Annotated in this window: 11 protein-coding genes and 2 pseudogenes; 5 read left to right on the top strand and 8 right to left on the bottom strand. The window is 43.2% G+C overall.

What is annotated here, in order from left to right; genetic code table 11:
• Positions 1-226 precede the first annotated feature (226 nt).
• The 5 genes and pseudogenes from IQ276_RS28910 to IQ276_RS28930 form a co-directional block, all read right to left on the bottom strand.
• Positions 227-1,054, bottom strand: a pseudogene (locus tag IQ276_RS28910) (SpoIID/LytB domain-containing protein); the annotation flags it as partial.
• 15 nt (positions 1,055-1,069) lie between these two features.
• Positions 1,070-1,924, bottom strand: a complete 855-nt coding sequence (locus IQ276_RS28915) for an IS5 family transposase (protein WP_235115308.1) — start codon at positions 1,922-1,924, stop codon at positions 1,070-1,072.
• Positions 1,925-1,991: 67 nt separating this feature from the next.
• Positions 1,992-2,321: pseudogene (locus IQ276_RS28920) on the bottom strand (SpoIID/LytB domain-containing protein); the annotation flags it as partial.
• A 246-nt stretch (positions 2,322-2,567) separates the two neighbouring features.
• Positions 2,568-3,146 carry a S1C family serine protease gene (locus IQ276_RS28925; RefSeq protein WP_193925406.1) on the bottom strand — a complete coding sequence of 193 codons (579 nt, stop codon included), beginning with the start codon at positions 3,144-3,146 and terminating at the stop codon, positions 2,568-2,570.
• Between the two features lie 11 nt (positions 3,147-3,157).
• A complete protein-coding gene (locus IQ276_RS28930) occupies positions 3,158-4,069 on the bottom strand; it encodes a S1C family serine protease (protein WP_193925398.1) in 912 nt (303 codons plus the stop codon).
• Between the two features lie 233 nt (positions 4,070-4,302).
• Here IQ276_RS28930 and IQ276_RS28935 point away from each other — a divergent pair, with 233 nt between their 5' ends.
• The 3 genes from IQ276_RS28935 to IQ276_RS28950 all read left to right on the top strand — a co-directional run bounded on the left by IQ276_RS28935 (position 4,303) and on the right by IQ276_RS28950 (position 7,174).
• Positions 4,303-5,142 carry a uroporphyrinogen-III synthase gene (locus IQ276_RS28935; protein WP_235116060.1) on the top strand — a complete coding sequence of 280 codons (840 nt, stop codon included), beginning with the start codon at positions 4,303-4,305 and terminating at the stop codon, positions 5,140-5,142.
• A gap of 146 nt (positions 5,143-5,288) precedes the next feature.
• Entirely contained in the window at positions 5,289-5,591 is a 303-nt protein-coding gene (locus IQ276_RS28940; RefSeq protein WP_193924233.1) for a 2Fe-2S iron-sulfur cluster-binding protein, read from the top strand.
• 1,262 nt (positions 5,592-6,853) lie between these two features.
• Positions 6,854-7,174, top strand: a complete 321-nt coding sequence (locus tag IQ276_RS28950) for a DMT family transporter (RefSeq protein WP_193924235.1) — start codon at positions 6,854-6,856, stop codon at positions 7,172-7,174.
• 586 nt (positions 7,175-7,760) lie between these two features.
• Here the strand turns inward: IQ276_RS28950 and IQ276_RS28955 are convergent.
• The 3 genes from IQ276_RS28955 to IQ276_RS28965 form a co-directional block, all read right to left on the bottom strand.
• Entirely contained in the window at positions 7,761-8,579 is an 819-nt protein-coding gene (locus IQ276_RS28955) for a type 1 glutamine amidotransferase (protein WP_235116061.1), read from the bottom strand.
• A gap of 157 nt (positions 8,580-8,736) precedes the next feature.
• Positions 8,737-10,074 (bottom strand): Mur ligase family protein, encoded by a 1,338-nt coding sequence (locus IQ276_RS28960; RefSeq protein WP_193919037.1) that lies wholly within the window; start codon positions 10,072-10,074, stop codon positions 8,737-8,739.
• A gap of 78 nt (positions 10,075-10,152) precedes the next feature.
• A complete protein-coding gene (locus IQ276_RS28965) occupies positions 10,153-10,371 on the bottom strand; it encodes a hypothetical protein (RefSeq protein ID WP_235116062.1) in 219 nt (72 codons plus the stop codon).
• 331 nt (positions 10,372-10,702) lie between these two features.
• On the opposite strand from IQ276_RS28965, the gene IQ276_RS28970 reads away from it, so the two are divergent.
• Together IQ276_RS28970 and IQ276_RS28975 are read left to right on the top strand one after the other, a co-directional pair.
• Positions 10,703-11,551, top strand: a complete 849-nt coding sequence (locus IQ276_RS28970) for an STAS domain-containing protein (protein WP_193919041.1) — start codon at positions 10,703-10,705, stop codon at positions 11,549-11,551.
• A 17-nt stretch (positions 11,552-11,568) separates the two neighbouring features.
• Entirely contained in the window at positions 11,569-11,982 is a 414-nt protein-coding gene (locus IQ276_RS28975; protein ID WP_193919043.1) for an STAS domain-containing protein, read from the top strand.
• Position 11,983 lies beyond the last annotated feature (1 nt).

An 11,983-nucleotide genomic window follows, 5' to 3' on the forward strand; every position in this document is an offset into this window, starting at 1 on the left:
GCATTAGCTTTCCTCCTGTGGGATGGGCGTCTCGCCCGTCCTAATTGGCGGGCAAGATGCCCGCCCCACAAGAAAATTTATTGCAACATTTTAGGCTTGACACGCCACTACAAATAGTTAATTTTGTTCAAAAATCAAACCGGATTCCTATATAAAGTAAAAATCAAATTACCGTAGGGTCAGCTAACTGTGCGACCCTACATTATGGTTAAGTACAACGGTGGACTTACTTTGCCTTAATTGGTGTTAGAGCTACACCTTTGTAATAATGCCCCAAAATTTGTAGGTGGTTCACTCCTTGACGAGCCAAATTGTACGCTCCCCATTGACTCATGCCTAAACCATGACCGAAGCCAAGTCCTTGGAGGACAAAACTACCATCTGCTCCCTTGGAGATGCTAAAACGGGTACTTTTTAGTTTGAGCGCTGTCCGTACTTGTTCGCCCTGTAACACTTTCGTGCCTTTGTTGCCGACAATTTTCAATACTTTGACACTCCTAAAAGGCGAAAATGTTTCTGGAATCATCGCCGTTACACTACCTACTTCAGGAAATTTAGCGCTAATTTCACTGGACGAAAAGGTTTTCACCCAATTACACTGTTTGATATTTTGGTCGTAGTCTTGAACAGCGCGCAGGTACGGTAAGGTATTTCCCCAAACATCTTCGACATTTTCGGTGTGTCCGCCAGAACAAGCGTGGAAAACTGAGAGAATAATTTTGTTTTTGTAAGTTAGTACCTGGTTAGCTGTTTCATCAACTGCTTTGTAAGTAGCAGGAGATTCACTAATAACACCTTTGTAAATTTGCCAGCGATCGGGGGTGTTGCCTAAATCGTAAACGGGATTATTGCGCTGTTTTTCTCGTTCGTAAAGGGCATAAGTGCGGGCTGCGATCGCCTGGGCTTTCAAAGCTTCTTGAGGCCAGCTAGCATCCATTTCGCCACCAAGAACGCTGTAGAGATACTCTTGGTCATCAACCCAGTTAACAGCAGTTAAACCTTTTTCTGTGGGGACAACCAGAGTTCTGCCCCGATACCAGCGATCGCCAATATAGAACCCATTTGACATCTAAGAAGGTGCTGCAAGCCTCTTAATCATTAGCCTGATGAAGCAGATATTGAGTTTGGCAGTGGCACTAACCAGGGTTCGTTCAAAGTTCTTAACCAGAATTTTACAGCGCTCCATCCAAGCATTGGAGCGTTCGATCACCCATCTAGCTATTGCCGGAACAAATCCAGATTTTCCTTGTGCCGCTTTCTCTTGTTTTGAGGGTTTCGTAGAAAGTTGAAACTGAATTTTGGTCATGATCTCTGGGTAAATTCGCTCTAACTCCTGAGTCAAATATTCTGGGTGATACCCATGATCTAGCAGGATAGTAATCTTGGGAATATCGATAGGTTTTGACTTGAAGTAGTCGATGTTGAGAGTAAACATCTCAATTAATCCGGCATCATCCGAGACATTGGCGCGAGTACAGAGCGTAAAAAAGGGAAACCCAAGGGTGTCAATAGCCAAATGCCTTTTAATACCGTTGGTGGCTTTGTAGAAGCAAAAACCTTTCGACTCCACACTGGCGTTGCAGGTATTTTTCACTGCTTGGGAGTCAATGATGATCAATGTCGTCCAGTGCGGTTTTTTTTTTACCTGTTCACGCACTTGTCCATGTAAGACACTCATCAGTTCCTCAAATACCCCGGCTGCTCGCCACTGTTTGTAGTGCCAATATACAGTGGAATAAGGGGGGAGGTCTTTAGGTAAGTCTTGCCAATTGCATCCATTTTTTAGTTGATAGAGAATTCCATTGAAGATATCTCGCTTTGGCCAGTTGGTCGGTCGAGTCTGCTTCTTAGTCGGTAATATCTCTTGCAATAAGGGTTCAAAAATTTCCCATTCTGCATCAGTGAGGTTGCTGGAATACGCCATTAGTATTGGATTTTAGATGCTGAGGAGTACCTTAATTCAAAACCTCACAAGATGTCAAATGGGTTCTATAAACGAATCCTTTACCTGTCGGCTCAATCCAAAATAAACCAGACTGCCACTTATCTAAAGCCACTCCCCCAGGAACCGCTTGAGCATAAAATGCACTCATCGCCGGCAACTGTCCCAAAGTCCGGCCAGTGCTATCCTTAACAATCCCAGTTGTGGAACTGCCCACTTTTACCTGATTAACCCCCCTCTCAATTGCTACGCGCAAGATTACAGACGCTTGAGCTGGGGCAACCAAAGCTATCCATAAGAAGACACTTACCCACCAATGACGCACTTTAATCTGGGAAAATAAAGAGCCTAAGTAAAGTTGGAATTTCATGTTGATCATCTAATCATCACATTAGTATCTGTTTGACGCTCTGAATTATGGCGTCTACTACTTTAAGATGAGACACTTCTCCAACAGAGGAGGTTGCCACCTCCTACTAATTATGCATTTTGGTTTAGTTATGGGGTAGAAATTGGGGAGTGGGGAGTGGGCATTGGGCATGGGAAGAAGCAGGGGAGCAGGGAGCAGAGGGGAGGATCTTCTCCCCTGCCCCCTGCTACTCTGCCTGTTCCTCATCCTCCTCATCTACCCCATACCCCATGCCCAATTCTCATTATTTCGTTGTAAAAAATCGTCTACGGTGCTGGTGGAGACTGCTACAGCTAAACCGTTAGCAATCATGGTATTAATGCCCACAACTCGACCGAGACAGTCAGCAAGTGGCCCTCCAGAATTACCAGGATACAGTTGCAAATCCGCTACAACCATACCTGGATTATTTGCATAAATAATTCCAGTTGTCACAGCACCACTGTCACCAAATGGATTACCCACTGCCAAAACTAATTCACCCACTCGTAGCGCCTCGGAATTACCAATGGTTGCAGCGGTTAAATCTGTGGCGACAATTTTTAGGGCGGCTAAATCATGCTGTGGGTCAAACTTTACGCGCACTGCATCAAATACCCGTCCATCTGACAGTTTTATAGTTGGGCGATCGCTAATCGCTACATGGGCATTAGTGATAATTAGTCCGTCAGACCGCCAAATCACACCAGAACCAACTCCTAAAGAACCACTTTGTACTTTGACAGTACTATTGCGTAGCTTAGTAGCCACTTGTGTCAATTCAGTAGCTATATCAGTTAATGTTGTGTTTGCCATGTTTTTTAACTTCAAACTTCCGAAGTAGGTCGTTCGCCAACTACGATCGCTAACTCAATTAACACGCCACCCCGTACAATTTGTACATTCACGGTTTGACCAATGCGATCGCTATTATTGAGCAGCCCTAGCACATCACCTGTATCACTCACAGTTACGCCATCGAATGTCACCAAAACATCGCCAAGCAGCACACCTGCATTGTCAGCGGGTCCGGAAGGCTCAACATTGACGACAATTACCCCGGTGGCAGAAGTTAAATTCAGAGCTGTTTTGAGATTATTTGGTAAGCGTACAGGTTGCATTCCTACACCCAAGTAGCCTTTAGAAATGCGTCCTTTTGTGATTAATTGATTAACCACGCGATCGACTGTAGCAGCGGGAATAGTCAAAGCCGTACCACGCCGTCCTGATGTATTCATACCTACAACATTCCCAGCGGCATCTACAAGCGGCCCGCCTGCAAAACCAGAGTAAAGGGTGATATCTGGGCGAATGAACTGGTCAATATTACCGCCACTCATACTCCGCCAAGCACCACTAACTACACTCACCGCACCCATGGCCGCCCGCAAATCACCTCCGCTACTTCTTCCTAGTCCTAGTACCAGATGACCGACTTTGAGCGTTTTGGCATCACCAATTTTTGCCACAGGTATTTCTGCATTTTCCAGTTGAAAAACAGCGATATCAGTAGTAGAGTCATGGCCGAGGAATGTTACTGGCGCAGTGTGTCCATTTGATAGAGTAACAGTGATGTCATCATAGCGCTGGAGCGACTCATCAGAGGTAATAATAATCCCATTACGCCAGTGAATGCCACTTGGGGAAACACGAGTACCCCCATTTACCGCAACTACAGCATTTCCAGCCTGTTCTACGGTGTCGGCTAAGCTGTTAGATAAAGCCAGTAATGAAGACATAAGATTTTCTCGCCAACGTTCTTAGATGTTCACATCGTGCCGCTTTCTACACAGTGATGACATCGGAAAAATGGGGAGAATTCATCCTAGAAAAATGGTTAGGAGTTAGTCATTGGGCATTGGGCATTGGGCATTGGGCATTGGTTATTTCTCCCCCTGCCTCCCCTGCCTCCCCTGCTTCCCCTGCTCCCTCATCCCTACTCCCTTTTTCAATAAAATTACCTCACTGAATAATGCATATCAAATCAACAGAAATTAACTTGCTCACTCCATCTAACAAATTACCTCTATATAACAAGAGAATTTTAGTTACAGCACCAAGAAATTATGCTTGTAGGTTGTCTGAACAAATCATCAAAAAAGGTGGTTTACCTGTTTTGATGCCTACTATCGAAACCTGTTATTTATTAAACTCTACTCAGTTAGACAGCGCTCTGAGCCACATAAAAGAATTTGATTGGATTATCTTTACAAGCAGAAATGGAATCACTGCATTTTTTCACCGGATGAATGATTTAGATATTCCTGTGTCGGTGCTAAAAAATTGTCAATTATGTGCATTAGGAAAAGATTCCGAGAGCTTATTATCTTTTAGTGGCAAAGTGGATTTAATTCCCAGAGAATCTAGCCCAAGGGGAATTGTGGCTGAATTAAGCAAACTTGGGCGGATTCAGGAAAAAAAAGTGCTGATACCTGCTCCGGAGGTTGTGGGTTTGCCGGAACCTAATGTTATACCCAATTTAATTACAGACTTAGAGAATTTGGGCATCGAAGTAACTCGCGTACCTACTTATGTTACGCAGGGTTTAGATAAAAATATGTTCAGTATTGAATTAAACCTGATTCGTCAAGGAAACATCAATGTAATTGCTTTTAGTAGCACAGCGGAAATAGAAAGCTTTTTGAGAATGGTCAACTCCCCAAGCGATTACGGTGATTGTGCGATCGCCTGTTTTGGCCCCTATACAGCAGCCAATGCTCAAAAGTTGGGAGTCAACGTTTCTATAGTGTCTGAGGATTATAGTTCATTTGAGGGATTTGCAGAAGCGATCGCCACATTTTTGGCTGTCTGATTTTCGTGTCCAGCTTCTGGTACATGTAAACTAGCTCCACTACCTGCTACTTGAATTTACAACACTCAACCACAATTAACTCTAGACTCGCAGCACATAAACCCGTAGTATCGAAAATGGAGTTTATATTAGTTAGGGATTTTTACATGGCAACTTACAAGGTCACATTAAAGACCCCAGATGGTGAAAAAACAATTGAAGTTGATGAAGATGACTACATCCTAGAGATTGCTAACGAGGAAAACGGCCTCGACTTGCCCTACTCCTGTAACGCTGGTTCTTGCTCTACCTGCGCCGGGAAGCTGATTTCAGGCGAAGTTGACCAAGACGATCAGAATTTCTTAGACGACGACCAAGTTGACGCGGGATGGGTGCTTACCTGTGTGGCTAAGCCCCTTTCTGATTGCGTCATCCAAACCCATCAAGAAGAAGCGCTCCAAAACGCTTAACTAAGAAATCTGGATTTAATAAAGAGCAAGTTTTTAGGGTGCGTTACGGACATTCTTCCTAACGCACCTAAAATCTCAAGTGGTGGGTTACCCTACGCGATAACACAACGCTCTTTGGGTGACGCTCCTTCTGGAGCGAGACGCTACGCGAACGTCGCTAACGCTGCCCTAACACCAGTCGCCTACAGAAGGAAACCTTCTTGCATCATTGGTTCACCAGGTACTACAACTTTGGCAACCAAAGCAACGCACTGGCTCGCTTACAAGATTTAAAATTTTGCCCTTTCCTAAAAAACCTGTATAGGCTCAACAAATCAGACAAAAAAGCGCTCTCCAAAAGGGAGCGCTTTTTATTACGTTTAACGGATTTTACAAATAAAACGGAAAACTATCCAGCCGATGTTAAGTTAACTTTGACGATTTTAGAACTTACGCATTGACAGGAAATACCAAATATGAATTATTGAAAAACCACATCTGTCGTAGGGGCACGGCACTGCCGTGCCCCTACACCTGGCGATATAATGTTGTACCGCATCTGAATGGGAACCGCTATATTTACAATCAAAGAATGATTAATAAAAGCGTGAAACAATTTATTTTGGAAATGCACACCATGATTAATTTGTACAGTGCGTAAGTCTAGACTTTATTCTTTTCTTCTTGAGCTTTGGGTAGAGTCAGGTTTAAGATACCATATTTATAATCACAGCTTTTTCCGTAACTTGCAAATTAAAATCTTGAGCTTGAATTCCTCGAAGTTATAGTTTCAGATGAATTGCATCTTCAGTTTTTTAACTCAGCACTAGGAACTCTGGAAAAGCCTTTATCAAAAAAATCAGATGGCAATGTTTCTTGATCTAATATGCGATTGAATTGACGTTATATCGCGTTAAGTTATTGTTAAGGATTCCAACGTACTAATGTCATATTTATATCTCATATATATGATAAATAATTTTGCGACTAACGAATTAAGGATTTAATTCTTTCCTTGATTCTTATAATATTCAGCAATCAAAGTAGGGTAAATTCGGTCATTATCAACTAATTGATGATGGTTACGGAACCAGAAAAATACTTACTAAAGAGGTACGGTAATCTTAAATCGTTTGAGTTTGGTAAACTCGACAACAGTAGGCTTGAATAAACAAGAATCTCGATATGTCGAATAAGTCGGGGATTTGTAGCTCTAATTGGATTGCATTTTTTAATTTTTATAGAGATAATAAAAGACTTATAACCAACTGCTCACAACAGATATGTCAATAAGTTGGATTTACCTGATTGCAGCAATTATTTTTGAAGTTTCAGGCACAATTTGCATGAAATTATCAGAAGGATTTACTAAAATAGTCCCTTCGGTATTAATATTTGTTTTCTATGGACTTTGTTTGACTTTTTTGACCCTGGCTCTCAAAAGAATTGAAGTAAGTGTGGCTTATTCTGTCTGGGCTGGATTAGGAACTATTCTAGTCGCTATGATTGGTATGATTTGGTTTCGTGAATCTGCCACATTTACCAAACTGATTTCCATCACCTTAATAATCATTGGGGTAATCGGTATCAATTCAAGTCGATAATTAAAAGAGGCTAGTACCGCAAGGCGGAATTCGTAATTCGTAATGACGCTCCTGCGTCGCTAACGCTGCGCTAACGTAATTCGTAATTACCTGTTCATAAGGGTTTGAGACATTTCAAATGGTTGGTTTATTTACGCCGTGCTGTACTAGTACCTCTGCCTTGGAAGTCAAAATTCAAAAGAATTGTATTCCGGGCTTTTGCACGATTTTGTAGACGCAAAGCGGCTTCGCGCAGGGTATGGTAGGTTTATTTATGCCGTGTTCTACTAGGGGGTGTTTTCAAGCATTCAATAATTAAACAGTTTCCTCCAATAAAAAATACCTCGTCTCTTACAAGGGACGAGGGAAATTAACCAAAACTGATCATTATGCTTGTTGCTGTTGTAGTAAATACGTCAGCAATTTTATAGTTCCCTTAGCAAAGCAAACTTAACTGAAGGTACTTAAAAGTATAGTAAATCTCGGTAAATATAGCCCACAAGTAATTGACTTTTAATACTTTACCAGAGACAACCAAAATCATCCTGCCAATTTGGCAAATTTTCTATACACTGAATCGTAAAGAACATTCAGCAATAGTGAAAACTCAAGCTTGCGTCGTCGCGTGAGTTGGTAAAGTAACCTTCAATCGCTGAAACATCGCTTCCCTTGCTTGGACAGCAAGATTATCATCTAATGGTTTCAGGCTAATTGCCTGTTGATACTTTAGCCGCAATGCCGTTTGAATTAACCAATCAGCCACGAAGGGATTTTTAGGTAACAAAGGACCGTGAGAATAGGTAGCGATCGCATTTTGATAAAACGCTCCCTCTGTTCCATCTTCACCATTATTACCTAACCCGTACACCACTCGTCCCAAAGCTTCCACTTTCCCCAGCTTGGTACGTCCACCGTGATTTTCAAAGCCTACCAAATACGGTGTACTACCCGTCATCTCTTGCAAATCCCGCGCCAGACGTGAAGCTGTAACTTCAATTACTAAATTTCCAATACAGCGCTTAGTATTTTCACCAGGATGCACAGAAACTAAATCGAGTATTCCCAAACCTTCAATACGTTGTCCCAAGCCTGGTTCGTAATAGTGTCCCAGCAATTGGGGAGAACCACAAGTAAAAACTCCTGGTGTCCCATTTTCGATTTTTTCACGCATGGCGTCAGCTTTCGCGCCTTGCAAATCACGCATGACAATTTCTTGCTGGCGGTCTTGTGCGCCACCACCGACTATGACATCTACAGATTTAATATCATCTGCTGTGGCATTTTGATCTAAAGGTAATACTTTAACAGTGTATCCCCGCCACTGAGCGCGACGTTCTATAGTAATTACATTACCGCGATCGCCATAGGTACTCATCAGCGTCGGATACAGCCAACCAATTGTTAATTCTAAATCTTGGGAACTCATAATTTTGGGGAATGGGGACTGGGGGCTGGGGACTGGGGACTGGGGAATGGGGACTGGGGAATGGGGAATTTGGAGTAGGGACTGGGGAATAAGATTAAAAATACTATTATCCAATCGCTAATCCCCAGTCCCCAATCCCCAATCCCCAGTCCCCAATTTAAAGAATTTTCCGACCAGTGAGAACTTCTCGCACTTCTAGCATGGCTGAATAGGTAGGGAGAATGTGCAAAGTTTCATTCTCTGGTGTATGCTCTAGGGCAGTAGCGATCGCTTGTCGCAAATCTTCTTCGACAATTAAATTTAATGTACTTTCAGGAGATTTTTGGCTGTAACGCAGGCGTAGTGCCATATCATAAACGCGATCGCCACTTACTACTAAAGTTCCTCCTCGTTGAACTAATTTTTCAGTATCTACGTCCCAAATCCAGGATACATCGGTGCCATCGGGGGTGCGATCGTTTAATACTAGCAATGTAGTTTTATCTGTGCTTTGAGTCACCACGCGAATTGTTTCGTTTGTACCCACAGGATTTTTGGATAACAAAATTCGCACTTTCTTACCATTAATTACTAAATCTTCAGCACGACCAAAAGCAGCTTGAAAATTGTTAACAGTATTTTTAATTGTTGCTTCATCAACTCCTAACTCTTTAGCTGCTGTTACTGCTGCCAAAGTATTATATTTGTTATACAAACCAACAAGAATTTGCGGCCATTCACTGCTTTCAATAGTTGGTTGACTTTTACTAAAACCACACTTAGGACAAGTAAAATCTCCCAAATGCGATAAGTAAACACCTTTATAATCTAAAGAATGTCCACATCTGGGACAATAGATAGAATCAACAGCGTGGGGAATTGCTTCTAGATAATGTTGTGGTTCATTCAAGCCAAAGAATAACACCCGTTGCGGTAACTGCTGACCAAGGTAAGATAAAGTTGGATCGTCAGCGTTAGGAATGACCACTGTTTCTGGTGGTAGGGTGGAAATAACTTTTGTCCAACGCTTACTAATTGTGTCCACTTCCCCGTACCTATCAAGTTGGTCGCGGAACAAGTTTAAACAAAGGATAATTTGTGGTTGGAGTGGAGTTAAGACTTTCGGTACAATATTTTCATCAACTTCCAAAATGGCGTAATCAACATCTAAAGTACCTACCAAATTGGTGCCCTCCAACAAAGCTGTCATCAAACCATTTTCGAGATTTGCACCTGTAGAATTATGAGCAATGGTGTAACCTTTGTTTTCTAGTATCGTTTTTAAAAGCAGCGATGTTGTAGTTTTGCCATTAGTACCGGCAATTAAAATCACTCCCTTTTTAACTTGCTGACTCAATAATTGTAAAAGTCGGGGTTCAATGCGACGAGCAATTGAGCCTGGTAATACACTAGCAGCACCCAGACGCAGCGATCGCACTACAAATGTGACGCTTTTTGCCACTGACACAGCTAAACCTAGTCGCACTCTATCTATAAGTTCTATTTTTTTTCCCACATCCGTACCCTAGTCTTCTGGCGGTTGCTAATTGAAAATTTTGGCGTTGCAAATTTAATTTTGTGAGTTTAGCGAATCCTAGCTGAAAACGCCAGTCTCAACATTAAAATGCCTAGTGTGTACACACAAGTCAAGTCTCTTGACCTGCACCTTAGTTGCATCGCCCTGCACCTTTGATGCATCGCCCTGCACCTTAGTTGCATCGCCCTGCACCTTTGATGCATCGCCCTGCACCTTTGATGCATCGCCCTGCACCTTTGATGCATCGCCCTGCACCTTAGTTGCATCGAAGAGCAAAAATTAACCTACCCTACGTTACACAGAAACTTTAAAAGACTTGTGTGTACACGGTAGACATTAAGATGCACAGAGGAGTGGGGGAGGCAGGGGGAGAATAACTTTTAACTCAGCACTCGTTACTGTGCGAGAAGTTTGAGCGGCGGCTTTTCCCGTTGGCGCAGCCCGCCGAAGGCATCAAATCTTCGGTGACTCAGCACTTTACCATAACACCTGCGCCCGGCTCCTCCGAAAAAAAACCGCTCTCCAACTTCAGCTTTCACCTTGGACTGAATCGTCATACACTGATTTTGTACTTGACGAAAGCGGTTGCCCTTACTTTATAGAAACGATGAGCGAAAGTAAAATATCAGACATCCTAGAAACCTTCGAGGCAGATTTGCTGTCGGAGTGGACTCAGGAGTTAGCCACTGTCAATATTCGGAGAGGCTTAATTAAAGAAGCCCAGTTAAAGGAGGAGTGCCGGGAATTCCTGAGCTTGTTTAGGCTCGCCGTTGGGCAGGGCAACTTGACCAATATTCAGACATCAGCGTGGCAGGAGATGCGGGAGATGCTGACTAGCATTTCTCGATCGCGATCGCAACAAGGTTTCACACCGACTGAAACGGCTACATTTATTTTTTCCTTCAAGCAACCCCTGTTCAACCAATTGCGCCATCAATTGCAAGACCCCATTGAGTTAGGTGATGAGATTTGGCTAGCCACAAGCTTACTAGATCGGCTGGGATTGCTGGTGGTAGAAGCGTATCAGAAGGCGCGGGAAGAGGTGATTTTGCGACAGCAGGAAGAGTTGATGGAGCTGTCTACCCCAGTGGTTAAACTCTGGGACGGAATTTTGGCATTGCCCATTATCGGCACCCTGGATAGTGCCCGCACTCAAATAGTTATGGAGTCGTTATTGCAGAAGATTGTTGAAACAGGGTCAGAAGTTGCCATCATTGACATTACTGGGGTTCCCACCGTCGATACCCTCACCGCTCAACATCTGCTCAAGACCGTTACCGCTGCCCGTCTCATGGGAGCCGATTGTATAATCAGTGGCATTCGTCCGCAAATTGCCCAAACGATCGTCTATCTTGGCATTGATTTGGCAGATGTGACAACAAAGGCAACCCTAGCTGATGCCTTTCTCATGGCGTTAAAACGGATGGGAGCAAGTATTCGCTCTCAATCCAAATAAGTGGAGGGAAAAAACCAATGGAACGCATTCCTATACTTAAAATGGGCGATCTCCTGCTTGTGACGATCCAAGTGGATATGCACGATCGCCTCGCCATGACGCTACAAGATGACCTGACTAACCGCATCACTGAAACTCACGCTCACGGTGTGCTGATCGATATTTCTGCATTAGAGATTGTTGATTCGTTCATTGGCAGGATTTTAAGTAACATTGCTAAAATGTCACGGGTGCTGGATGCTGAAACAGTTGTCGTTGGAATGCAGCCTGCTGTAGCAATCACCCTAGTGGAATTGGGGCTGTCGTTGACGGGCATTCGCACTGCCCTAAATGTAGAAAAGGGCATGGCACTGTTGCGATCGTCACTCGATAAAACCACAAATCAAATCACTGCCACCAAATGGCTTGCAGATGACGATGCAGAAGACTGAA

Source organism: Desmonostoc muscorum LEGE 12446, assembly GCF_015207005.2.
GTDB lineage: Bacteria > Cyanobacteriota > Cyanobacteriia > Cyanobacteriales > Nostocaceae > Nostoc > Nostoc muscorum.

Bases quoted from the DNA above. Each gene is read 5' to 3' on its own strand.
- IQ276_RS28935 (WP_235116060.1), top strand. From the start codon at position 4,303: ATGCATATCAAATCAACAGAAATTAACTTGCTCACTCCATCTAACAAA.
- IQ276_RS28925 (WP_193925406.1), bottom strand. From the start codon at position 3,146: ATGGCAAACACAACATTAACTGATATAGCTACTGAATTGACACAAGTG.
- IQ276_RS28950 (WP_193924235.1), top strand. From the start codon at position 6,854: ATGTCAATAAGTTGGATTTACCTGATTGCAGCAATTATTTTTGAAGTT.
- IQ276_RS28975 (WP_193919043.1), top strand. From the start codon at position 11,569: ATGGAACGCATTCCTATACTTAAAATGGGCGATCTCCTGCTTGTGACG.
- IQ276_RS28955 (WP_235116061.1), bottom strand. From the start codon at position 8,579: ATGAGTTCCCAAGATTTAGAATTAACAATTGGTTGGCTGTATCCGACG.
- IQ276_RS28915 (WP_235115308.1), bottom strand. From the start codon at position 1,924: ATGGCGTATTCCAGCAACCTCACTGATGCAGAATGGGAAATTTTTGAA.
- IQ276_RS28930 (WP_193925398.1), bottom strand. From the start codon at position 4,069: ATGTCTTCATTACTGGCTTTATCTAACAGCTTAGCCGACACCGTAGAA.
- IQ276_RS28970 (WP_193919041.1), top strand. From the start codon at position 10,703: ATGAGCGAAAGTAAAATATCAGACATCCTAGAAACCTTCGAGGCAGAT.
- IQ276_RS28940 (WP_193924233.1), top strand. From the start codon at position 5,289: ATGGCAACTTACAAGGTCACATTAAAGACCCCAGATGGTGAAAAAACA.